The sequence below is a fragment of the Vibrio splendidus genome (assembly GCF_024347615.1).
Classification (GTDB): Bacteria; Pseudomonadota; Gammaproteobacteria; order Enterobacterales; family Vibrionaceae; genus Vibrio; species Vibrio splendidus.
The window spans coordinates 1208164-1232335 of sequence record NZ_AP025509.1; the positions used below are offsets into that span (position 1 = coordinate 1208164).

The following is a 24172-nucleotide window of genomic DNA, read 5'->3' on the forward strand; positions in this document are numbered from 1 at the left end:
AAACAACGACCTCCCCCCGAGCTTTTGTATATAAAAACCAATTGATATGGTAATAATCACACCCTAACGATGTTTTTAGCTAAACACTTGTAAATCTTTCCAATTTTGAAAAAATAAATTCCGCAAATGTACTGGAACTTTTTCCTATTAATAAGTGACCAATACTCAAAATAAGAATCAAATGGCCCCCAGAGAGTCCAAAAATGCATAAAAACAACTTCGAAATCCTTCAAAACTACTTAGAGTCTCAAATCATTGGTCAGCAAGAGCTCGTTAAGCAACTGATGATCGCCTTACTGGCAGATGGTCATATCCTTGTTGAAGGGCCTCCAGGGTTGGCAAAAACCCGTGCAGTAAAGTCACTGGCTGACTGTGTCGAGGGAGATTTTCACCGTATTCAATTTACCCCTGACCTATTGCCTGCCGACCTAACTGGTACCGATATTTTCCGTCCCGAAACGGGAGAGTTCACCTTCCAATCAGGTCCGATTTTCAACTCACTGATTCTAGCGGATGAGATCAACCGAGCTCCGGCGAAAGTTCAAGCGGCAATGCTGGAAGCGATGGCAGAGAAACAGGTGACCGCAGGTCGAAAAACCTATGCCCTGCCTGATCTGTTTTTGGTGATGGCAACGCAAAACCCGATTGAGCAAGAAGGCACTTACCCGCTGCCGGAAGCTCAGTTAGACCGTTTCTTGCTGCATTTAGAAGTGGCTTATCCCGACATGGAAAGTGAACTTGAGATCTTGCGCCTAAACAGAGGCGAAGCTCAAGGCAACCAACCTGTTCAACCAGAGCCTATTTCTCAACAAACTATCTTCGAAGCTCGCCAAGAAGTACTCAACATTCACATGGCAGATACCATCGAGCAGTACATTATTCGACTGGTTATGGCGACTCGCCAACCTAAGCAATACAGCGACCAACTTGATCAATGGTTAGACATGGGTGTTAGCCCGCGTGCAACCATTGCGTTAGACCGTTGTGCCCGCGCTCACGCTTGGCTTGCAGGACGAGATTACGTCACACCACAAGATGTTCAAGCGATGGCATTCCCTGTATTACGTCACCGCCTGCTTCGTAGCTACCACGCACAAGCCGAAGGGGTCACTGCAAACCAAGTGATCGCACACCTTATCTCGTTGGTTGGTAGCGCATAGGGATACGCGCATGAATAATCAATTACCTAACCATAGTGACGGTGTCACGTTAAATCTAGACGAACTGCTGCAATACAAAGCGCAGTCTGTTCGCTGGTTGCCTCCAGCCAAGAGCCTGTGGTCACAACTAAACGGTCAACACGAGAGCAATCGTAAAGGTCGCGGGATGAACTTCTCTGAGGTTCGCCAATATCAGGCAGGCGACGATATCCGCAGCATTGATTGGCGAGTCACAGCGAGAACAGGCAAGGCGCATACCAAACTGTTTTCTGAAGAAAGAGAACAGCCTGTGATTTTGTTCTTAGATCTGTCGAGCAGTATGATTTTCGGCTCAACCTTATTGCTTAAATCGGTTCAACTCGCGCACTTTGCCAGCCAACTTTGCTGGTTAACCGTTGCTCAAAAAGATCGTATTGGCGCAGTGATAGATACTGGCCAAGAGATCATTGAGATTAAACCCAGTGCTAGCAACCATGCTCCGCTGCGTATTTTGCAAAAAGTCATAGAAATCAATAACGCAGCGCTGACCAACCAAGACAATCACAACGACACAACCTTAGAGCATGGATTGAAGTCTCTTCATCAGCTTTGCCCAAAAGGCAGCGATATCATTATGCTCAGTGATTTTGTCCGTTATAACGAAAGTAATTACTCACTTATCAATCAAATACGTCGACACAATCGGGTTCGCTTGGTGCATTTTTACGACCCGTTGGAGCAAGGTGTTACTGCATTCAAAGGTTCAAAACAGATCACCGACGGCAATAAAACCCAATGGTTTAACTTTTCCTCAAGCAAGGAAAAGGAAAAGCTCAGTCACGCATTTGATCAGAAGCAACAACAGCTTATGCAAATGAGCCTTTCTCTGGCGATCCCATACAGTTCATTGTCTTGTGCGCAATCGTTAATGAGCCAAGTATCAGGAGTTCAGTCATGAATCAACCTCTCGACCTGAGCCCGATTATTACGCCAAGCGCACCGTCATGGTGGCCTTTGGCATGGGGTTGGTGGTTAATCATTATCACGGCCATCGTTCTGATCGCCTTAGTATTTTTCATTGTAAAACGCAGACAAAAGAACCAATACGCGAAAAACGAAGCACTTGCTTGCTTTCGTGATAGTCAGCCTTCCAATACCTTGTCTCCGAGTGCAGCTCAAGACATCGTTCGTCAGGCTGCACTGAGCTATTTTCCACGCGACAAAGTGGCAGGCTTGTCTGGTGATGATTGGTTGGCGTTCTTGGATGCGCAATTGGCGAAGCCGTTGTTCGCCGCAAAACAATCGCAATGGCAACAAGCGCTCTACCAAGATACAGCCTTAATGAGCGACGAACAAAAAAAGGCTCAACAGCAATTGGTTAATGACTGCGAAATCTGGCTTCATAAAGCCCTTCCTCCAAAGCGAGGTCGTTATGACTAATCTTTTAAACACGAGCTTACTAAACATCGAGTTCGTTTGGTGGTGGATGTTTTTCCTCGCGCCATTGCCAATCCTTGTTTACTTGTTCTCGCCAAGGTCAGAATCAAGCAGTGCCCTAAGGCTTCCATTTCTACCAGAAGACAGCAATACCAAAACGCCGAGCAGTCGCTTACCCAAGGCGTTGTCGGTCATCATCTGGCTTTTATTGGTAACGACCATGGCACGCCCAGTTTGGTACGGTGAACCAGTTGAGTTTCAGCCAAAACACCGTGATTTGATGTTAGTTGTCGACCTCTCCGGCTCGATGAGCCAAGAGGACATGCAATTCAATGGTGAATACATCGACCGCTTATCTGCAGTAAAACATGTATTGAGTGACTTTATTGAGCGACGCAAAGGTGACCGAGTCGGATTAGTGCTATTTGCTGATCACGCCTACTTGCAGACGCCACTGACGTTAGACAGAGACACGCTGTCACAACAACTCAATCAAGCGGTGTTAAAGCTTATCGGTACTCAAACTGCGATCGGTGATGGTATTGGCCTTGCCACCAAAACCTTTGTCGACAGCGACGCTCCTCAGCGTGTAATGATTCTACTCAGTGACGGCAGTAATACTGCGGGCGTATTAGATCCACTTGAAGCGGCGGATATTGCTAAGAAGTACAACGCGACGATTTACACCGTGGGTGTCGGTGCGGGTGAAATGATGGTCAAAGAGTTCTTCATGACTCGTAAGGTCAATACTGCTCAAGACTTGGATGAACGTACTCTAATGGAAATAGCCAAACGCACTGGCGGTCAGTACTTCCGAGCGCGAGACAGCAAAGAATTGGCAACGATTTACGACACCATCAACCAGTTAGAGCCCGTGACGAATGCCACTAAGATATGGCGACCACAACAAGAGTGGTTTGTCTGGCCTCTGTCTGCGGCAATGTTCTTTGCATTTATGCTGTTAGCCATTAGGAGAAACAATGTCTAACTTTACTTTTATCTACCCATATTGGTTCTTTGCTCTTGCCGTGCTGCCCGCTATTTGGTGGCTTAGCAAGAGACAATCTAAGCAAGGGCTATTGGCGTCACACATCGCCCGATACTTGGCGCCAGAATCAAGCAAGCCATCGAAAAACCGCAGCACTTATTTCGGTGTTTGGTGGTTAGTCGGTGTCATCGCATTGGCCGGTCCAAGCTTTGAAAAAAATGAACAGCCAAGCTTTGAAAAAACACAGGCGCGAGTTGTGATCATGGATATGTCGATGTCTATGTATGCCACTGACATTAAGCCAAACCGTTTAACACAGGTGCGATACAAGGCCCTGGATCTGCTTTCATTGTGGAAAGAAGGCCTTACGGGAATGGTAGCCTACGCAGGTGATGCTTACACCATCAGTCCGCTAACGTCAGACATCAATACCATCAAGAACCTCGTACCCAACCTTTCGCCAGATATCATGCCCTTCCAAGGAGGCAATGCAGCATCGGCAGTTAAGCTTGCGATTGAGATGATGACTCGAGCCCATATCTATCAAGGCGATCTGGTACTGATTGGCGATGATATCGATGATCAAGAGAAGAAAGAGATCGACTCGCTACTCTCTGGCAGCAATTGGACATTATCAGTCTTGGCTGTAGGCACGGAAAGTGGCGCGCCAATCTCTCTACCAAGCGGGTCGATGCTGCAAACAGATTCAGGGCAAACCGTGGTGGCAAAAACTAACTTAGACAATATGCGCGACCTGACTCGTCGCTCTGGTGGCACATTCACCGAGGTGCAATTTAATAACTCAGACGTTGAACACATCGCAAATTACCTCGACCGAGTTGCGACAACATCAGAAGTGACTAAAACCAACAACTCACTCAACACCAGAGTAAACAACGGCTTCTGGCTATTGCCGTTCCTGTTACTTCCTGCCCTTGGCCTATTTCGAAAAGGGGTCATTTGGTGTGGCCTAGCTGTACTTGTCTCGTTCAGCCAACCGAATACTGCGTTTGCAAATCCTTGGAAAACCGATGACCAAGTGGGTTATCAGTTGTATCAAGATGAGGACTTTCAACAAGCCGCAGAACAGTTCGAACAGCAAGAATGGAAAGGCATAGCGCAATACAAAGCCGGTGATTTTGAAGCGGCCGAACAGACGCTACAAGGTCTTTCTGGCGAAGATACTCGCTACAACCTCGCCAATGCACAAGCAAAGCAAGGTAAGTACGACCAAGCGATAAAAGAGTATAAACGTATTCTCGAAAGTAACCCTGAACATGCTTACGCGAAGAAGAACCTAGAGATTGTCGAACAAGCTCAGAAGCAACAGCAACAGCAACAGCAACAGCAACAGCAACAGCAAGACGATTCTGAGTCCAAAGACCAAAACGAACAAGACCAGCAAGGTCAGCAAGGTCAGCAAGGTCAGCAAGGTCAGCAAAATGATTCTTCGCAAAGCTCGCAGGATCAACAACAAAGCTCAGCTGACAATGGCAAGTCGCAAAGTCAAAGCGGCAGCCAAGATCAAAGTGAAAACCAAGATCAGAATACTGACCAAAACCAAGCTGATAGTCGCTCTGATTCCAAGACGGATGAAGAAAACGACAAGCAAGCTGTGCAACAAAACAAAGCGGAGCAAGTAGATAAACAGCCACAGGACAAGGGTGACTCAATATCTCAGGCAGCCCAAGCACAAGAGGCTGCTAAGGAAGACACTGATAACAACGCTCAACAAGCTGCCGCACAAGTATCAGGTCAACCTATGTCGAGCGATCCTGATATGCGAAAACTTGAGCAAGTAGAGAGTGCTCGCGACCCGAGCCAACTGCTGAAAGCGCAAATGATTCTACAAGCACGACAAAAAAGTGCTCCTAACAACCAAAACAAAAAGTGGTAACCATGCGATTTTTAAACAAGCCATTTTTATCAATGCTACTGACACTGCTAATCGGTGTTTTCTCGTCACATTCTGTATTCGCAGCGACCGCAGTGGCGAGCGTTTCCCAAAACAGTGTGACCAAAGATGAAGTCTTTCTACTTAGAGTGGCGACCGATGAAAAAGTATCGTCCGGTGCTTTAGATCTAACCCCTCTTCAGAAGGATTTCTACGTCGGCACCCCAAGCTTTGGGTCGTCGATGCGAATCGTCAATGGTAGCCGCACTGTGTCTAGCGAGTGGAATATTACCCTTGCCCCGCTTCGATTAGGCCGATTAGAGATTCCTAGTTTTGATATTGAAGGCGCAAAAACCCAACCGATCACCATCAACGTTGCGGTTAATAAAGCCGCTCCAAAGCAGAATGATATGGCCGAGTTTCAACTTAATCTGAGTAAAGACTCGCTATACCCTCAAGAGGTCGCGGAGCTTGATGTAAAACTCATCATTAAGGCTGATCCTAGAAGACTGCAAGATCCTAAAATTGCGCCACCAAGTTCAGCGCAATTAGATGTGGAACCGATTGGAGAGTCTAAGCAATTTCAAGATGTTATCAACGGACAAGAAGTCACGGTTGTTCAGCAATCTTTCCATATATCGTCACAACAAGCTGGGCAATTTCAGCTTCAAGGACCAAAGTTAACCGGTGCTGTTGTTTACTCAACCAACAACTCAAGCACAACGCGCCTTTTCCAACTCGACACGCCCGTTGAAACCTTAGATGTCACAGTGAATCCTGTACCAAAAGGCTATCAAGGTGAGTGGTTACCAACATCGAACTTCAAGTTGATTCAGAAATGGTCAGATAGCCAAGGCAACGAGCTGACAGGTAGCAATGCTTTAGGTGGCGACAAGCAGAATATTGAAATGGAAGCCGGTGATTCGTTAACTCGTACCATCACAATGACAGCCAGCAACTTGACCCAACACCAGTTACCAAAACTGAACATCACCTACCCTAAATCGGTGCGCGTGTATGAAGAGAAACCGCAATTTGGCACTACCCAATCCGGTAATGCTGTCGTTGTTTATAAGCAGGTTCTCATCCCTAAGGAATCTGGAAGCATCTCCCTGCCTGGTGTTTCTCAAACTTGGTTTAACACCGATTCGCAATCACAAAAAACCAGTAAGGCTCTTGGTCTTGAGTTGTCGGTTCAGGCGAGTGATCGCGTAACCTCAAGCACGCCGCCTCCTGTTATTGAAACACCAACTCAGCAAGCCAGCCCGACAATTGTTACCGTTGAAAACTCAGGAATGTGGCCTTATCTAACGGCGCTGTTTGCTGCGTTATGGTTAATCAGCTCGGCGCTTGCTTTCTACTTCTGGTCACGCCGCGGTACAGCAATAAAACCAAAGCAAAAAGATGAACGTCAATCCGATACAGCCGAAGCGCTTATTGAAACTCTAAAAGCGAAAGATGGCGTGATGACCAGAACCTTGTTTGAGCAATGGAAAGTAGATAATTCAGACTTGAGTGATGAGACGTTAGAAACAATCGAAGCTGAGCTCACCAAGCTAAATCAGAGTCTCTACGCTGAAGCTGGTTCACCAAGTCAGTCATGGGATCCAGCTCTAGCAATCAAAGCGGTTAAGAAACCAAAACGCATCTCGAACAAAACACACAAGAGCACATTAGAAAGGCTTTAATTAACCAGCGTTCTAAGTAAGCAGAAAGCTAGTTAAACAGAAAATCTAAGTAAACAAAAAAGAACGAAGCCGTGATGACCACATTGTGCTCATCACGGCTTCAATCGTTTTGAGATCAGAAAAAATAAACGCCAAACTAAATCAATGGCGTCGCGACCTTTCTTCGCTTTAGAGCAGAGACAATTCGATTTCGCCCTGAATCTTTGGCTTGATACAAGGCTTTGTCTGCCTTGCCATACAGTAGATCGAAATCGAATTGGCGTTGATCAGAGGTGATTGAAGCATAACCGACAGATGCGGTTAAATACTGGCTAGTGCTGCTTTCACAATGAAGGATCTTCGCCTCTTCAATGCATTTTCTGATCGACTCTGCACGCTGTTTAGTTTCAGAGTGATGAGTGCCGATCATCAACAACATAAACTCTTCACCACCAATACGGCAGAAGGTTTCTTTATCGCTATGAACATGAGCATTAAGTATCTTGCCAATGGTGCGCAGAGCAGCGTCACCTTCTGTATGCCCGTAAACCGTGTTGTACAAACCAAAGTGATCAAGGTCAACAAGAATGAGTCCAAACGTGACTTCGTGCTCTGTGGCAAATGCCCCTTGATCATCACAATTGAGATCATCTAAAACCTGCGACAACATACGCCGATTTCCAAGACGTGTCAGCGGGTCTAATTTAGAGATGATATCCAACTGCTCATTGGCTCGTTCAAGCTCTTGAGTGCGCTTACTGACCTCTTGCTCAAGCGTTTCATTGAGCTTTTTGAGCTCCTCTTGCGCCATGGTTCTCTGTAGCACCTCCGCTAAACTCGAAGCAAAGATACGTATCACCTCACGGAGCTGTGACGTTAGGGGGCTTCGAGTCAGTAAATTATCCGCGGCAATAAACGCAATCGGCTCACCCATATTGGTGGTGAGCATCGTCATTGCCGTCCAACCGACACCCACAATATTGAAATCGTGATAAATAGGCACCGATTCTTCAAAGGCAACTTGATTAGGACAAGCGCGAGCTGCAGCTACAATGTCACGCTCCACCAGCTCAGAGCGATAGTAGGATTCATCGACGATGTCGCCTTTTATGTCCGTGCCCCACGTGCCTTGCATGTAACTGCAATTTTTATCGGTGAGGAAAACGGCCAGTCGGTCGATGCCTAAATGCTGAATCGCAAAGCTCACCGCCGATTTACACACTTCACTGACGCTATCGCAACGAGACAACTCCACCATGCTTGAGTGCAACATCCGTATATTCTGTTCTTGCCGTTTACGAATGTAGATCTGAGAAAGCAGAGAACCAAAGGATTCAAGCATCTGCTTTTGATAATTAGTGATGGGTGAACGGTGAATGTAATTGTCCATTGCGATCCAACCGACGGGTTTATCCCCTTCACGTAAGATCAACATGCCATTCCAACCTTGCCCTACGACCTTGCCTTCGGTGTATAGCGGCGCTTTCTCAATAATAACTAGGTTGATGTGATTGTCAGACAACGCCTCAATGTATTCGGCTTCAAGTTGATGTAAATCGTACTGAGTATGATGCTCGCTGTTAGTTTTTCCCCGCTCATCGGTGCCGTAAGTGCCACTAAAGCAGCGCTTTTTCATATCGAGTAACATGAAGATCGCACGGTCAAAGCCTAGACGGTCGCGCACAGCCTCAACAGAAGCCTTATACAAAGCATCCAAAGAGTCAGGATTAGAAAGCTCTAACGCGACCTGATGGACTAGTTTCATGTTCTCAACAAATAGCTCTCGCAGCTTAATTTCATCAAGGTACTGCGCTTCACGTGTGTCTCTGTGTTTGATCTCAAGTGCCGCGTTCTTTTCCGCACGAATACACTGCCAGCGAGCTGCGGCTAGTTGAAGGACATCAAGATCTTGGTCGAACGTTTGGTTGATCTGCTGAGCATTGCAATTTTGAACAATTAAATAAGTTCTGCAGGCAGGCGCGTTGTCTAGCATCATGATGAACGACTCACCACCCAGCACCTCCATGTGTTCCCACTTACAAGTATTGATAGACATTGGAAGCACACCATCTGCGGTATCAAACTGGGAAACCCAAGGCCAAAAGGTTGAAGGATACTTGTCGAGGGAGGTTAGCTCACCGCAAGAAAACAAGGGTAACGAATCGCCTTCTGGTGATGGCTCGGCAAATACTCCGATCCCTTTTGGCGCGAGCACCTCAACAAGGTAACCAAAAAGAGATTCTGCCAACAGACGGTGGTCGCGAGTAGCAGATATTTGTTTTGCAAAGGCTTTAACAGGCACAGCTTCCGTCCATTGGCTAATGAGATTGAAGCAAAAATACCGAAGCCTTGATATGCAATCAATGTAACTAAAAATGAGATGTTAAGCGGGTCGCAATTTCACTTTTTACATTATCACAAGCATGAGAAGGACGACAAAAATGGGATTTCCTGCCCAAAATTTCATCGACATTAATACTTTTTTAGCGACATAAAAAAGCCCCACATTAGAGTGGGGCAAAACTTCCATCGCTTATAGTTATAGTGATAATTCTGTCGATCTATTCGATTATCTAACCTGCGTTTCAGTTAGCGTGCTGTCCTTTAAAAAAACTAAAACAGCACTGAGTTAATCGAATTAACCAAAGTCACCGTTTACGTAACCTTTAGTACGATCATCTTTTGGTTCGCTGAAGATAACACTCGTTTCGTTGTGCTCTACAAGCTCTCCCATTAGGAAGAAAGCCGTGCGGTCTGAGATACGACGCGCTTGCTGCATTGAGTGCGTTACGATAACGATAGTGAAGTCTTTCTTCAGATCTTCCATCAATTCTTCAATCTTGTGTGTCGCGATTGGATCAAGTGCCGATGTAGGCTCATCCATCAGGATTACATCCGGCTCCATTGCAATCGTACGAGCGATACATAGACGCTGTTGTTGACCACCAGACAAACCAAATGCGTGTGCTTTAAGACGGTCTTTCACTTCATCCCAAAGTGCCGCACTGCGTAGTGAACTTTCTACTACTTCATCAATGTGTTTCTTGTCTTTGATACCTTGAGCGCGTAAGCCGTAAGCTACATTCTCGTAGATGCTCATTGGGAATGGGTTTGGCTTTTGGAATACCATGCCTACGCGAATACGTAGGTCAGCCACATCAATATTGCCGTAGATGTTTGTGCCATCCATATCCAGTTTACCTTTGATAGTAACGCCTTCAATTAGGTCATTCATACGGTTCAAACAACGTAGCAGCGTCGATTTGCCACAACCCGATGGGCCAATCAGAGCCGTTACCTGACGCGTTGGAATTGGCAGGTTGATAGATTTAAGCGCTTGGTTGTCGCCGTAAAACAGATCTAGGTTCTCAATATCAAATTTGTTCATATTCGTAATCTCTAAATTCTTAAATTCGTGTCTAACTTAATGCTTTCTTTATCACGGTGGCTCTCTTTATTGTTAAGCCAGCTAATGAGCTTAGTAAGTTGCCGTGTTGAAGCGTCTCGCAATCAGTTTTGTAACCATGTTGATCAAGAGAACCAATACGATTAGGACTGTCGCCGTGCCGTAGGCTTGGTTCCACTCATCGATAGTAAATAGCTCTGTTGTCAGCTTATATAGGTGAACCGTCAGTGTACGGCCAGAATCGAATACCGACTCAGGAACACGTGCCACCATACCTGCTGTTAAAAATACAGGTGCTGATTCGCCAATTACACGACCAATACTAAGAATGACCGAAGTTAAGATACCTGGCATTGCGCTTGGTAAGATCAAACGCCAGATAGTGTAGATTTTTGAAGCGCCAAGGCCGTATGAACCTTCACGATAAGTTTGTGGTACTGACATCAATGCTTCTTCTGTAGTTCGAATGATTACAGGAAGAATAAGAATACTCAGCGTCAATGCACCCGACAAAATCGAGAAACCAAGGCCAAGAATCGAAACAAAGAAGGTCATACCGAACAGACCAAAGATAATCGATGGAATACCCGCTAAAGATTCGGTACAGAAACGAATCACTTTAACCAGTTTACTGCCAACTTTAGCGTATTCGGTTAGGTATATCGCCGTCATAATGCCGAGTGGCGCCGCCACTGCAATCGATGCGATTACCATGTAGATCGTGGCAATGATCATTGGGAAAATACCACGTTCTTCACCGGTTCGAGTGTAGTCGTCGGTGATGAAGTTCCAGTCTACGTATTGCAGGCCATTCGATAGGATGTACCAAATGATCCAGAATAAGAAACCAACGGTGACTGCTGCTGCCGCCCAGATAAAGCCTTTCAAGACATTATCTTTCATTTGACGTGCTTGTTTTAGTTTTACGCGATCCATATTACTTATCCTCGCCTACTTCGTTTTTTCACGATTAAGATAAAGCAGAGCACCATTCAACATCATGATGAATACCAGAAGCACAACGCCGGTTGCGTACAGTGCACTCGCGTGAATACCACTTGCGTAAGACATTTCAATAGCAATGTTTGCGGTTAAAGTACGAGCCGAATCCAAAATACCTTCTGGCATTGCTGGCGCATTACCCATCACCATGATGATTGCCATCGTTTCGCCAAGTGCACGACCGATACCCAGAATCACACCCGTCATAATGCCTGAACGTGCGGCAGGAACGAGTAACTTAAAAATCGTGTAGATTTTCGAAGCACCCAGTGCAAGTGAACCTTCTTTGTACGTACGAGGTACAGCGCGGATCGAAGTTTCAGAAACCGTAATAACGGTAGGAAGAATCATGATACCCAGAACAATGATACCCGCGAAGATAGTGTTACCCGCTGGTACTTGGAAGATGTTCTGAATCATAGGAACGATGATTACTAGACCGAAGAAGCCGTAAACTACCGACGGGATACCCGCTAGAAGCTCAACTGCTGGTCGAATAATATCGGCAAGACGCTTAGGAGCAATCTCAGCAATAAAAATAGCGGTTAATACACCGACGGGTACACCAACAACTACAGCGCCAAGTGTCGAGACAATCGATGCAACAATCATGGTTGCAACGCCGAATAGAGCTGGCGGTAACCAATCCACACCCAGAACGATGCCAGAAACACCAGCCTCTTGGAATGCAGGGATACTCTCTGCAACGATAAAGTAAGCGATAACGGCTAGTGATACGATGCCGATTACAGCACTCGATAAGAACAAGCCGTGGAAGATTCTTTCTCTCCAGTCGATGCGCTTCTTAGCACGTAGACTTGGCTTGTTGATTTGAGTCGCTTCAGTATTCATAAGCTTTTCACTATTTGCGATGGTCATATATAAAATCTCAAACTTTGTGGCTCAACAAGAGCTCGAAATAGACAAAGTTGAAAGAAAAGGCTCAGCCTAAGTTAGGCTGAGCAATAATTAAGTGTTGGTCAGTTAAGATTAGTTAACTGTGATGTAGCCTTTCTTGTCAGCGATAGCTTGAGCTTCATCTGCAACCATCCAATCTAGGAATTGTTGAGTTTCAGCTGTTGGAGCGCCGGCTTTGTAAAGAACTAGGAAAGGACGAGCAACTTTGTAAGAACCGTTCTTTACGTTCTCAACTGATGCTGCTGCGCCGTCGATAGTTAGAGCTTGAACTGTGTTATCTACAGTACCAAGAGAGATGAAGCCGATAGCGTATGGGTTGCTTGCTACAGAAACTTTAAGTGCACCGTTACCGTTTGCAACTTGTGCACGTTGAGAGATAGCCGATACTTTCTTGTCGCCAATCTTCTTCTTAAGTTTCATGATGTCTTCGAATGCACCACGTGTACCAGATGCAGTATCACGAGTGATTGCTACGATTGGCTTGTCAGCACCACCAACATCTTTCCAGTTAGTGATGTCGCCTTTGTAGATTGAAGTGATTTGCTCAGCTGTAAGAGCAGATACTTCGTTATTTGGGTTAACAACAACTGCGATACCGTCACGAGCGATAACGAGCTCTTTCAGGTCAGCTGTTTTCTCTTCTTCTTTTAGGTCACGAGAAGAGATACCAAGGTCAGCACTTCCATTTTTTGCTGCTTTGATGCCTGCAGAAGAACCTGGTGCTTGAATTTCGATGAACACTGGTTCGCCTTTATTCATGTAGGTTTCTGCAAAAACTTCAACCAGTGGAGAAGCACTGTTAGAGCCAACTACAGAGATAGTTTCTTTAGCTGAAGCTGTATTCACTGTTAGAGCGCCTAGTAGTGCGATTGCACCGATAACTGTCTTTTTCATCACAAATTTCCTTTAGTGGCGTTATTGCCGTAATGTTTTGCTTGAACGAGGCCTACTTTAGAATCCGAATGTGACAGTTGTGTTTCACTTAATTGAAGCCTATATGACAACTACAATTTATTTTCTTGTTTTCCCCCTACCAAATAGCCTTGAAGTAAAAAATTAGCCTCACTCATAGGCACTGAATATTCATTCCAACTTATTTAAGCCAAACCGCTCAATATCTCGCCCCCTGTCATTACCTAATACCGCACAAGGTTCTTCGCCAAATAACCCTATCTTAAAAATGGCTAAAGCCTTGTTTGTACGATAAATAATCAGAATTTATGAAATATCTATCGCATATATAAAAATAGCATCTATTACTGATTGAATTGTCATTCTCAATAGTTAGAATCACTGATTAATAACAATAATAACAATTGCTTCTGCTCATTTACTTATTCATAGAAGGACAATACATGCGCCAACTTCTCAGTGGCTTATCAATCAAAATACAAATTCTGATTCCAGTACTCTTTTCCGTCGTACTACTTTTGACGGGTGTCATTATCGGTGGTGACAAACTGGAAAATGCTTTTAAAGATGTATCAACAGCAACAGATCAGCTGATTCTACATAAAGAAGAACTTAGCGAGATCGTCGACAACAGCTACGGTATGCGCATCAAGGCGATCTATAGCTTATTTAATCCTGACGACGTCAAAACGCTTGTCGAAACGCTAAATCAAAAACGTGACCAAAATACTCGTCTACTGAACTCGCTTGATACCGTACCAGGCATGCAAGATGAAGTAGCCGCAATGAGCAAGGCGATGAATCACTACGTCGACTTTTCTCGCACCACCATGCTTCCTCTATTAAGAGCGAAACACGGCGATGCATCAATCTCCTCAGATTTTGATAACCGCTACCAGATTGCAATCGACCAATACCGTCACGCGGGTAATGAAATGGTGCAGGCTATCAACCTCCTTTCAAAGCAACTAAACCGTATTGCCACTCAAGAAGTGGACATCAATGGCCAGCAACACACCAGCACACTCAATACCGCAACCATCGCACTGTTAGTGATTCTTTCAATTGCATTAGTCATCAGCTGGACGCTGGCTGGCATCATTGTTAAGCCGCTTAGCAATATCCAAGAAACCATGCGCGAAGTGGCAAAAGGTAACCTGCTAGTAAAAGCCGAAGAACATGGTGACAACGAAATATCTCGCCTTGCCCAAGACGTAAACAAATCTGTTGAGCAATTGCGTGACACGGTAAGCTCACTGTCTCGAATCAGCATCGAAGTGGCTTCCGCGTCTACAGAACTAGCCGCAGTGATGACGCAATCAAGTGCTAACTCAGATCAAGAGAAGCAAGAAGTGGAGCAAGTTGCTTCCGCCGTGAACCAACTTGAGAGCACAGCAGCACACGTTAACGAGAATGCGGTACAAGCCGATTCAGCTTCCAAGCAAGCCGACGAAATGGCAACACACAGCATGAGCTTGTTTAACGAGAGCAACCAAGCTAATGAGCAAATGGCTATTCAGCTGAGCGAAGCGGCAAACGTTGTAGGCACGTTAAAAGAGCACTCCGAGCAGATTGGTAAGGTAATTGAAGTAATTCAAAGTATCTCTGAACAAACTAACCTTCTTGCACTTAATGCAGCAATCGAAGCCGCTCGAGCTGGGGAAAGTGGCCGTGGTTTCGCCGTTGTTGCCGATGAAGTTCGAATGCTGGCGGCACGTACCCAAGATTCAACCAAAGAGATCCAAGCGATCATAGAAGGTTTGCAGGTTCAATCGGGTAACGCCAATGAGAGTATGAGCAGTTCACTGTCTATGTTAGAGCACAACCAAACACTCTCAGGCGAGGTAAGCGCAGCCCTTTCTGGTATTGCGAACTCGGTAACCGACATGACTGAGATTAACACTCAGGTTGCCTCTGCCGCAGAAGAGCAAAGCCAAGTGACTGCAGACATCAACCGTAATATCTCCAACATCTACAGCCTAGTAAGCCAAAACGTAACCGGCATTACCCAAGCTGCAGCAGCGAGCCACGAGCTATCTAACCTAGCAGAGCAACAGAAGCAGCAGTTGGACTACTTTAAGGTATAGGGTTTAAGGTGTAGGCTTCAAGGTCTAAGACTTAAGTTAAGACCTATATACCAGAACCTAAAAGGCCGTGGAAAACCACGGCCTTTTTATTTACGCATTAAGAACTAAATCATTCTGCAACTAATAAGACGCTAAATTTATATTGTGCGGCGTTGTACTGGTAAACCTCGCCATTAATCGAATCAAACGTCATCACGCTCTGTCCATCACTTGCAGGAGTTGAACTCCATATATAAACGGCTAAGTTTCCAGCTTCAACGTTAAAAGTATCACCAAACACCTTGTGACTCATTGCTGGAGAATGGCAAGCCACTTCTTTTAGTGACACTAACTCTTTGATGTTTGGCATGCGCCACTCTTTTTCACCACCGAACTGATGCAACGCATGACTGCCACTTTGATCATTGATTGATTCAACCATAGAGAGAGCACTCTGCCAGTGATACGTTTCAGCAGGCCCACTACAAGCTAATGTCTTCGTATCCCAAGTTTTACCCAGTTGGCAACGCATCCAAGTTAACCCTGTCAGTTCATCGCTAAACGTCCCATTATCATTCGCAACATAACGCGTGCTCGGAGCCGATTTTTCCATATCTAAACTGCACTCTTGTGCCATTGCACCCGCAGAAAACAAAGCCATTAAAGTGATGGAGAGTAAATTTTTCATGTCTATTTACCTTGTAGTGAAACTAAGCGAACTGGGAATTGGTACGAGTCATAATTATCTGAAGAATCGACATCACCTGAATAGATCTCTATAGAACCAACAACCCCTCTATCTGAGCCCTGGGTTCCAATCTCGTTATAATAGAAGCCACCTTCAACAGCAGTGTTTGTATATTGACTATAAGTAATGGATTGTGTCCATACCGAGCCAGTGTAAGTCGTATAGTCAATACCAAGGGTTTGATGTGGGAAGTACTTGTAAGTTAAACCATAAACTTCACCATCCGAGTTGGTTTCGGTCTCACCGAAGTCGAGCACGTTGTAGAATTCATTGAACGTTGGCAAGCGCCAATCTGACTTGCCGCATAAGTTCATTGCATTGATATGTTCAACGTAATCTTGAGTGGTACATACCGCATCACCTTTCGTTTTACACGTCGCTAAATCAACATCTTGATCGTAAGGCGTTACTCGTCCAGGTAGCTCAAGCGCTAATATGCGATCTTTATATTGAATAGAGCTTTCATCATCCGTTTTCGATTCCCAAATCAAGCCACTGCGTTGATCCAAAACACAAGACCACTCCGCAGCATCATCAGCAAGCACCTGACCACTTGAATCTAACTTTGCGAACTGGAAACCATTGCCGGTATTGGCATTCAGCTCAGTTTTATCAAAGCCGTATCCTGCATCTTGACCTGGAAATGAACTCTGTGGTTCAACGACATTTTGTGTATCATCGATATCTGAGAAATAGCGTAAAACACCCGTATCATTCAATGCTGTCGCAGCTTTTAGCTCTCCTTCGAGGAAATTTGCAAAAGCAGTAACTTGGTCATTAGTGAGTACTCCACCTACATAATCGGCCGCACTCTTATCAAATTTCGCACTCAATTGAGCCAGCATGAACGCACGATTAGAGTGCTTAAACGCCTTAATTGTTGATACGATATTTTGTTCCAGACTCGCGAGTTCAGATGCAGATAAATCGTCTTGAATATCGCCAGATATAGTGATGCCACTTTTCGCCAACTGCGCTTTTAATTTGTTGTTAGCTTCGGTAATCGTCAATCCATCTGCGACATAACCCGCCAATAGTGAACTGATACCATTAATCTCATTTCCCGTATTTTTTTGAAGGCCGGGAGCGGCAATATAAGCGTAAGAAGATGCAGAAGCGCTCGTGCTATTGGCTTTAATCCCCGTATCCACCTGAGCTAATAATGGAACCGATAAAATCGACTTCTTAGTGCTGGTGATACTAAATTCGCCATTCGCGTTAGCCGTCGAGCTTGGTTCTCCACTATCACACATGTAGTTTTGATTTATGTCTGCACAGACCTTACTTTGTAGATCTACATTCTGTGCTGTCACTGTACCTGACACGGTATAGGTTGGTGCTGCAGATGCAGAGGTATCGGAACCGCCCGAACCACCGCAGCCAGCAAGAGCCAAAGAGATGGCCAAAATTGTCAATTGAGGTTTCATAGAGTTATCTTCTTGTTTTGTTTTTAAAGAGCCTTGCCATTAGAGACAAGTAACGCGTACTAAATGATCTGCTGAACGAGAGCAAGAACATGAATAGAATCAATATGGGTGAAGCTGAGCCACCGGAAGAGCCACTGGTAACGGTGGGTTCTTGAGGTGAAGTCGTTGTTTCTCCACATTCATATTTCGAAATCGTGCCAAGCCCCCACCGCTTTAAGTGCCCAGTTTCACCATTCACATAATCAGCGATTTCCAAACGCCATGACCCGTTAATAGGCTCACCCTTAAACGAATCGAGAATCGAGTCATGCTTAAGTGTGAAGTAACCATTAAAGCCAGAAAATCGCGTCGACTTATGGTTAAGTAAATCAACTCGAGTTCCCTTCGGTGAAATCAGGGTGACCACTAAATCACTCAATCGAGGATGCTCGATCTCTAGGTACACTCCGAAATTGTCGTCTGCAGTTTGAGCCGTTCCATTTAGAGTGAAATTGAATGTCTTAAAGCCAACGATCGGCTGATTGGTCGAGCTAAACCGGCTATCGGGAAGATAACTGTTTACTTCTTTGATATCGGATTCAAGTACAGGTAAGCCATATACAAGGGACAAATCATGCTGCCAATTTTGTAATTTCAGTTCGTCGCTGTATCGATAGTCAACACTCGTATTCATGGTGACTGAAGAACCACACATCTCGCCTGTCGGAAGTGTCGCCTCAATCGTTAGTTGATTAGCCGGAGGACTAACGAACGGCTTAACTAATTCAGAAATATTGATTTGGCCATCCACTTGAGCCTGTCTTAATGTCGGATACAATTCCATCGTCAACGGCTTCTTTGGATTAACATAACGATCAGGAACCTCTACTTTAAATGGCTCGATGATCAATCCATGCACATCAAATTTTTGCTTCAATATTTCGACATAAGCTCGATTTGGATACAGCTGTTGAGCCACAAACAGTGTGCTCTCGGCTAAATCGTGCATTTTCAAGCCACGACCTAGCCCGTACATAGACTCAAGTATGATGGAGTCAAACTCTTTAAAAGCGAGCTCACCATATTGTTCAACCGATGCTTTCAGAGCTTGGAACAAAGGCGTTGACCAAAGCTCATCGCCTAACTCACCAGCAACACTTTCATGAGGGCGATATTCCGCTTGTCTAAAGTAACGTGCTCTTTGATTCCGTAGGCTACGCGTGGTATTCCTTACCCCGAAGTAACCATCCCAGTTAAAGACAGTATCTATCTCGAACTCTTGTCCACGAGTCTGTGCATTTTCATATTGAGTACGAAAACTAAAGCTGCCCGCCCAGTAATCACCAAACCCTTCACCGATTGCACCTGTATGACCGTAAGCCCAATCTTTTACTATGTGATAATGAATCCCGTGTCCAAGCTCATGCAGAATCACGTCACCATCTAACGCATCTGGAGAGCCACCGCCGATACCAAACAAAACCGCTTTGGGACCATAATAATACGTCGAGTTATCTGCAGATAAGCCTCTGCCATCGAACTCAAGAGGGGCATCAAACAAATCAAAGCCCAAGCTGCTGATATAGCTTAAAGACTGATCTAGATGAGCAAATACCATCAATTGCGGGAATCGCACGTCTTGCCAATCCACATTTTGCAGCTCGTTCAGATCGGCAAACTTTGTAACTCCTTCATCTGTGAGAAAGTTTGAAGTGTCACGTTTCGTTGTCGCGCCGGAATCAGGGTCGATCGAATATAGAGCCGTTGCATCAACCTGTGAGACACGTTCATTGGTAAGGTAGATACCATCGCTGTGGTTCAACACCTCCACATCAGTTTGTACATAATGTGGAAGACTCGGGTATTGGCTGACATCGGTTAATAAAGTTTCTGGTGGTGCAGCTCTGTCCATAGTTCTCAAATCTGGACTGAAAACGTTCACATGCGTCGCAACGACTTGACCACTGCTTAAGCTCGGCGCTCGCTCTGCTTCTAATAAACGAGGAACTTCCAGCTCAGCAGCCGTTGTCGGATTTCCGTTGAGTAACACGGTATTTTCTAAGCTTCTGAAAACGCGTGAAACCTGCTCGTCAGAGTTAGTGGATAGAACCACAGATTTCTGTTGTTGGTACTCACCTTCAATCAATACATCGAAGTTGTAGTGGCGCCCCAACTTAGACTGTGTTTCATAGCGAAACCGCAACGTACCAACCTCAGGATAAGCTTCTTCTAGATAAGTCTTAGCTTCTTGCTGCGTTGTCACAACGGTGTTACCAATTGGGTAATCCCACTCGGCAGCACTGCTTGTTGCTGAAACCAAGAACAAAGCGAGGAATAGAGGACTCTTTTTCATATGTCCTCCTTAAAACGCATACTTGGCGTTAACGGTGAAGTAGCGGCCAGGTTCTGTGGAGTAGATTTTATTGCTGTTCGCAATACCCGCAACGTCTTGGTATCGGATGTATTCTTTGTCAAATAGATTCATCACATTGGCACTGACATCCAAGCCAAAGTTCCAAGAGTAACTTACCCCCAAGTCGACACTCGCCCAGCCAGAGGTGGTCGCACAGTCAGTAACGATACCTAAATCATCTTCACATTGAGGTACGTTATCCATCGCTTGCGCCCAATTAACCTGCGCATAAGCGGAGAAGGCGTTGTCGTCATAAGTCACCTCGGCATTGCCTTCCCAAGGTGTTAGCGTACGAACTTTCTCTCCATCCTCATCTTCTCCATCAACGTAGCCTACTTTAGTACTCACACTCCAAAAATCACTCAAACGATGCGCAATTGAAGCTTCAATGCCGTACGTCTCGACTCCATTTACGTTTTGATACTGCTTGTAGTAGTTACCTGTATTTGAGTCCGGCACAAATGTGATCTGTTTAACGTCGATAAAATTATCGAACTTCTGATAGAAAACGGCCGCATATAGCTGTGTTTGTCCGTTATCAAACTTACTGCCTAATTCAAACGAGTCACTGGTTTCGGCCTCTAGGTCCATATTCGGCACAATGACAAATGGGGTAATTGGGACAAAATCATGGTTCTGATAACCATAAATTTTGTCATAACCCGGTGCTCTAAAGCCGTGGTTGTACGAAAGGTATGTGTTGAGTGATTCTGTTAACTGATAACTCACCGATAAGCTCGGAGAGAACTCACTCGAGTTTTGTTCCTTCACTTCATAGCCATTGATTGTGCTCTGTGACTCAGGTTTCAATTGGTGTAAATCAAAACGGGCTCCTGCCGTCACAGTCCAATGGTCAATTTCAATTGCGTCACGAATAAAAGCAGCAAAATTGTACGAGCGAGCTGGAGCAAAAGGGACATCCGCGTTAAGTGACACTCCGTTCCAGTCTAAAACAGAAGATTGACTTGGGCGCTCATGGAGGTTGGTTTCCATATTCACACCATATGACAAGGTATGGCTCATATTTTTATGTTGAAACGCACTAATAAAATCGGCGTTTGCACCAAGAAGCTGATCGGTGAAACCACGAACATCAATCGTTCTGCGTAACTCGGAAACGTTGTTGTTGGTTCGAGACATCAAACGATTAGTGGTATCTTCATTAGTCATATCACGCCAATAGATCTTGGCATCTAATTCTTCAAACCAAGTATTGGCAGGTAGGTATTCAAACCCCGCATATGCAGAAAATGTCTCGGTATAAGACTGTTGGTCAAAATCTTCAGTGTCCCATTTTCCGTCTTTTTGGATCTTAGAGGATCCTTCTTTTCGACTTAGATTATCTTTGTAGTACTCAACATTGCCTTTGAGCATCAAGGCATCACTTGACCAATAATTTAGAGTGTAACCACCACCGACGCCATCTATGTCTCGGCTATAGAGGTCCTCATCAAAGTTACGTGTTTCTTCACCTTCCCAATAAGAAAGGTTGACTAAGCTTTCGAATTTTCCTGAACGGAAAGCAAGGTTTGTCGCACCTTTGTATTTATTACTGATACCGGTATAGGTTGCAGATACGTCGCTGTAGAAATCTTTATCTCCGAGGTAATCTCCCGGTTTTTTTGTCCTAACAACCACCACGCCACCAATAGCGCCTGAACCATATACGGATGAACTCGCCCCTTTCATAACCTCAATACTTTCCAAGTTAGACATATCAAACGAGTTACGCCCTACCTTGTCATTGATGTCGTTGGCGCCAAAGCCATCAGCAGACTTTATTCCGTCTTTCACAATCAAAATCCGGTTGCCTGTCATCCCACGGATCGTAATGTTTTGAGGTCGACCAGCTCCCCCAGAAACACTGACTCCAGGCTCGCTCTTTATTGCGTCATAAAGCTCCGTTGCGCCTTTTCTTTCTAGATCTTCACCAGTAATCACGGCAACTGAGCCCGCGACTTCAGATAATGGTTGCTCTATTTTATTGGCTGTTACAATCACTTCTTCAAAGTGATAAACCTCAGATTCAGCGTGCACGAGGTTGGCAGCAAGTACACTCAGTACTGCCGCTGATAGGGGGGAAAGCTTCATTTACTGCTCCGCTTTAATGTCTTTCAGGGTAAGTGATAAAAGAAATGCGTACTCAAACGCTTGTTGCGATTGGGACTGTCGCCTGTCTGTCGAGTGTCCTTGAGTAAAATTTGTCGATAATAGATAAGGGCCGATTCCAGTCGTAAGTTCACTGATTTTTGCGTAATACTTAGCCCCTTCCCAATAAGGTACGCGGCGGTCATTCAGGCCAACCTGAATCAATATTGGTGGGTAGTTTTGCTCGCTAAGATTCAGATAAGGGTCATATTGCTGCATTACCTTCAATTCATCGGCGATATTTGGGTTGCCCCACTCACCGTACTGCTGAGCCGTTAGAGGTAATGCAGAATCAGACATGCTGTTCACAACATCGACAAAGGGCACTTTAAGGACTGCACCATCAAACAAGTCAGGAGCCTGATTTAAAGCTGCAGCAACAAGAGTGCCACCAGCACTGCCACCCATCGCATAAATAGGGCGCTTACCGAGATTGTATGCAGTCAAATCACGAGCAGCGGCGATGAAATCCAAGATGGCATTTTCTTTTTTAATTCCCTTACCTGCTTGATACCAAGCGTCACCATAGAAGCCACCACCTCGAACATGTGCAATCGCATAAATTACACCCTCATCAAGTAGGCTAATGGTTTGGGACATAAAGTAGGGCTTCATCGTCATGCCATAAGCACCGTATCCATACAAAAACACTGGAGAGGTCTTAGTCAATTTGTCTTTGCGATAAGCCAGTGTGACTGGAATCGTTACCCCACCAGAATTAACCATAACTTGCTCGGTTTGATACGCTGATTGTTGGTATTGAGGGTAATAGTCTTGAGAGAAGCGTTCTCGTTGTAAAGTGTCAGTATTCAACCGGTCCCACTTCGCTGGCTGAGTCAAAGACATACTGCGAATATGTAATTTGTTACTCTGGTAGTCGCCCACTTGGCTTACCCAAGCAACTTGGCCTGCGTCAGCCAATAACTGGCTTGAGCGATAGCGATTGTCATTATCGAAGAAGTGCAAAGATTGAGACGCGCCAATCTGGCTAACAACTACAGCGCCAGACTCAAACAAATAGAAGTTACTGATTCTAGATTCGTCCGTTGGTTCAAAAACCGTTCGCCAAAGGTTGATATGTGTAGCCTGAGTAAGTGGTGCGGAGTAAAAAGCAAAATCATTGCGGTCGTGATTGCTGTTGGCAAACAAAATAGAACCCGCAACATCAACGTAGTATTCCACTCCTGCTTTGCGTGGTAAAAGTGGTTTAGAGATTTCACCGTTATCAAGGTTTAACAAACGTTGCTCGCTGGAGTTTTCACTATTTGCCTGAACCACAGCAAATTGCTTATCACTAGAAAGGTAATACGAAAGCAACCAAGCGGAATCCAGCTCTTCCGTTAATTGAATCGGCTTTGACTCATTTAAGAAGTATTTTGTTAGCGCATATGGTCTCGAAGTTTGTTGTTCAAGTTGAATCAAATACAGGGATTGACCGTCTTTCGACCACGCAAGCGAACTGTCTACATTTTGAGCTACTGATGTGACTTGCTGAGTTTTAAGATCAACAACACTCACTCGATACTGTTCAGTGCCCGTAATATCTTCTGCTATCGCGAGCTTGGTTTTAGTTGAGTCGAGTGCCCAATCACCTAACTGATAGTAATCATGCTCGGCAGAACGAGCATCAATGTTAAGCAACTCGGTCAAATCCTCACTCCCAACTAATCGGGACAACAAGGCTCTTTTGCCCTTGTTATTTAGGATCGCATACTCGTAACCACCGATTTCCTGCCATGGTTTATCGGCGCGTTCAGGGCGATTGTCTTGCCATTTCTGTTGTAGGGATTCACTCAGAGATCGAATACGTTCTTGATATAACTGAGTTTTATCATTCTGTTGATTAAGATAATTGAGTACTTTACTTGCACTACGAGAATCATCTCTGAGCCAAGAGAACTGATCAGATGCGCTAACTGCTCCCGTCAGTAAGAGCGCAAAAGCTAACAACACATACGCTTTCATAAATACAACAAATCCATACGCTAATTTAATAAATTTCGCGTATACTGCACCCAGACGATAATG

17 protein-coding genes are annotated in these 24172 nt (G+C 45.0%); 7 read left to right on the forward strand and 10 right to left on the reverse strand.

All coding sequences use genetic code 11. The features are described 5' to 3' along the window. The first annotated feature begins 203 nt into the window (after positions 1-203). Genes OCU90_RS22600 through OCU90_RS22625 form a run of 6 tightly spaced genes read left to right on the forward strand, consistent with a single transcriptional unit; the run spans position 204 to position 7146 of the window. A complete protein-coding gene (locus OCU90_RS22600) occupies positions 204-1160 on the forward strand; it encodes an AAA family ATPase (RefSeq protein ID WP_017084836.1) in 957 nt (318 codons plus the stop codon). Positions 1161-1170: 10 nt separating this feature from the next. Next, complete coding sequence (locus OCU90_RS22605) at positions 1171-2097, forward strand: DUF58 domain-containing protein (protein ID WP_061022178.1); 927 nt, start codon at positions 1171-1173, stop codon at positions 2095-2097. Beyond that, positions 2094-2579 carry a DUF4381 domain-containing protein gene (locus tag OCU90_RS22610; protein WP_061022180.1) on the forward strand — a complete coding sequence of 162 codons (486 nt, stop codon included), beginning with the start codon at positions 2094-2096 and terminating at the stop codon, positions 2577-2579. The genes OCU90_RS22605 and OCU90_RS22610 overlap by 4 nt, the downstream gene beginning before the upstream one ends. After that, positions 2572-3564: a vWA domain-containing protein gene (locus OCU90_RS22615; protein WP_099426127.1), complete on the forward strand. Its 993-nt coding sequence runs from the start codon at positions 2572-2574 to the stop codon at positions 3562-3564. Before OCU90_RS22610 ends, OCU90_RS22615 begins: the two co-directional genes overlap by 8 nt. Then, positions 3557-5461, forward strand: a complete 1905-nt coding sequence (locus OCU90_RS22620) for a VWA domain-containing protein (protein ID WP_061022184.1) — start codon at positions 3557-3559, stop codon at positions 5459-5461. Before OCU90_RS22615 ends, OCU90_RS22620 begins: the two co-directional genes overlap by 8 nt. Positions 5462-5463: 2 nt before the next feature. Continuing rightward, positions 5464-7146, forward strand: a complete 1683-nt coding sequence (locus tag OCU90_RS22625) for a BatD family protein (protein WP_061022187.1) — start codon at positions 5464-5466, stop codon at positions 7144-7146. 136 nt (positions 7147-7282) lie between these two features. Here the strand turns inward: OCU90_RS22625 and OCU90_RS22630 are convergent, their stop codons facing one another. The 5 genes from OCU90_RS22630 to OCU90_RS22650 all read right to left on the reverse strand — a co-directional run bounded on the left by OCU90_RS22630 (position 7283) and on the right by OCU90_RS22650 (position 13345). After that, complete coding sequence (locus tag OCU90_RS22630; protein WP_061022190.1) at positions 7283-9427, reverse strand: sensor domain-containing diguanylate cyclase; 2145 nt, start codon at positions 9425-9427, stop codon at positions 7283-7285. 336 nt (positions 9428-9763) lie between these two features. After that, on the reverse strand, positions 9764-10513 hold the full coding sequence (gene pstB / locus OCU90_RS22635) for a phosphate ABC transporter ATP-binding protein PstB (protein WP_004732036.1): 750 nt from the start codon (positions 10511-10513) through the stop codon (positions 9764-9766). A gap of 90 nt (positions 10514-10603) precedes the next feature. Continuing rightward, complete coding sequence (gene pstA, locus OCU90_RS22640; RefSeq protein WP_004732038.1) at positions 10604-11467, reverse strand: phosphate ABC transporter permease PstA; 864 nt, start codon at positions 11465-11467, stop codon at positions 10604-10606. Between the two features lie 15 nt (positions 11468-11482). Beyond that, the gene (pstC, locus tag OCU90_RS22645; RefSeq protein ID WP_004732040.1) at positions 11483-12412 is read right to left on the reverse strand and encodes a phosphate ABC transporter permease subunit PstC; all 930 of its coding nucleotides are present in this window, start codon (positions 12410-12412) and stop codon (positions 11483-11485) included. A gap of 111 nt (positions 12413-12523) precedes the next feature. Beyond that, complete coding sequence (locus tag OCU90_RS22650; protein WP_004732042.1) at positions 12524-13345, reverse strand: phosphate ABC transporter substrate-binding protein; 822 nt, start codon at positions 13343-13345, stop codon at positions 12524-12526. A gap of 461 nt (positions 13346-13806) precedes the next feature. On the opposite strand from OCU90_RS22650, the gene OCU90_RS22655 reads away from it, so the two are divergent. After that, positions 13807-15450 (forward strand): methyl-accepting chemotaxis protein, encoded by a 1644-nt coding sequence (locus OCU90_RS22655; protein WP_061022191.1) that lies wholly within the window; start codon positions 13807-13809, stop codon positions 15448-15450. A 109-nt stretch (positions 15451-15559) separates the two neighbouring features. On the opposite strand, the gene OCU90_RS22660 is transcribed toward OCU90_RS22655, so the two are convergent. From OCU90_RS22660 to OCU90_RS22680, 5 genes are read right to left on the reverse strand one after another with little or no spacing between them, the layout of a single operon-like run. Further along, entirely contained in the window at positions 15560-16117 is a 558-nt protein-coding gene (locus tag OCU90_RS22660) for an Lcl C-terminal domain-containing protein (protein WP_017081844.1), read from the reverse strand. Positions 16118-16119: 2 nt separating this feature from the next. Next, the gene (locus tag OCU90_RS22665; protein ID WP_061022193.1) at positions 16120-17604 is read right to left on the reverse strand and encodes an Lcl domain-containing protein; all 1485 of its coding nucleotides are present in this window, start codon (positions 17602-17604) and stop codon (positions 16120-16122) included. A 4-nt stretch (positions 17605-17608) separates the two neighbouring features. Continuing rightward, the gene (locus OCU90_RS22670; protein WP_061022195.1) at positions 17609-19936 is read right to left on the reverse strand and encodes a proprotein convertase P-domain-containing protein; all 2328 of its coding nucleotides are present in this window, start codon (positions 19934-19936) and stop codon (positions 17609-17611) included. Positions 19937-19945: 9 nt separating this feature from the next. Next, a complete protein-coding gene (locus tag OCU90_RS22675; protein WP_061022197.1) occupies positions 19946-22087 on the reverse strand; it encodes a TonB-dependent hemoglobin/transferrin/lactoferrin family receptor in 2142 nt (713 codons plus the stop codon). Then, positions 22088-24109, reverse strand: a complete 2022-nt coding sequence (locus tag OCU90_RS22680) for a prolyl oligopeptidase family serine peptidase (protein WP_061022199.1) — start codon at positions 24107-24109, stop codon at positions 22088-22090. Positions 24110-24172 lie beyond the last annotated feature (63 nt).

Excerpts from the sequence above, each read along its gene's own strand:
- OCU90_RS22665 (WP_061022193.1), bottom strand. The coding sequence starts at position 17,604 with ATGAAACCTCAATTGACAATTTTGGCCATCTCTTTGGCTCTTGCTGGC.
- OCU90_RS22650 (WP_004732042.1), bottom strand. The coding sequence starts at position 13,345 with ATGAAAAAGACAGTTATCGGTGCAATCGCACTACTAGGCGCTCTAACA.
- pstA (WP_004732038.1), bottom strand. The coding sequence starts at position 11,467 with ATGGATCGCGTAAAACTAAAACAAGCACGTCAAATGAAAGATAATGTC.
- pstC (WP_004732040.1), bottom strand. The coding sequence starts at position 12,412 with ATGACCATCGCAAATAGTGAAAAGCTTATGAATACTGAAGCGACTCAA.
- OCU90_RS22615 (WP_099426127.1), top strand. The coding sequence starts at position 2,572 with ATGACTAATCTTTTAAACACGAGCTTACTAAACATCGAGTTCGTTTGG.
- OCU90_RS22625 (WP_061022187.1), top strand. The coding sequence starts at position 5,464 with ATGCGATTTTTAAACAAGCCATTTTTATCAATGCTACTGACACTGCTA.
- pstB (WP_004732036.1), bottom strand. The coding sequence starts at position 10,513 with ATGAACAAATTTGATATTGAGAACCTAGATCTGTTTTACGGCGACAAC.
- OCU90_RS22655 (WP_061022191.1), top strand. The coding sequence starts at position 13,807 with ATGCGCCAACTTCTCAGTGGCTTATCAATCAAAATACAAATTCTGATT.
- OCU90_RS22675 (WP_061022197.1), bottom strand. The coding sequence starts at position 22,087 with ATGAAGCTTTCCCCCCTATCAGCGGCAGTACTGAGTGTACTTGCTGCC.
- OCU90_RS22600 (WP_017084836.1), top strand. The coding sequence starts at position 204 with ATGCATAAAAACAACTTCGAAATCCTTCAAAACTACTTAGAGTCTCAA.
- OCU90_RS22620 (WP_061022184.1), top strand. The coding sequence starts at position 3,557 with ATGTCTAACTTTACTTTTATCTACCCATATTGGTTCTTTGCTCTTGCC.
- OCU90_RS22605 (WP_061022178.1), top strand. The coding sequence starts at position 1,171 with ATGAATAATCAATTACCTAACCATAGTGACGGTGTCACGTTAAATCTA.
- OCU90_RS22610 (WP_061022180.1), top strand. The coding sequence starts at position 2,094 with ATGAATCAACCTCTCGACCTGAGCCCGATTATTACGCCAAGCGCACCG.
- OCU90_RS22680 (WP_061022199.1), bottom strand. The coding sequence starts at position 24,109 with ATGAAAGCGTATGTGTTGTTAGCTTTTGCGCTCTTACTGACGGGAGCA.
- OCU90_RS22670 (WP_061022195.1), bottom strand. The coding sequence starts at position 19,936 with ATGAAAAAGAGTCCTCTATTCCTCGCTTTGTTCTTGGTTTCAGCAACA.
- OCU90_RS22660 (WP_017081844.1), bottom strand. The coding sequence starts at position 16,117 with ATGAAAAATTTACTCTCCATCACTTTAATGGCTTTGTTTTCTGCGGGT.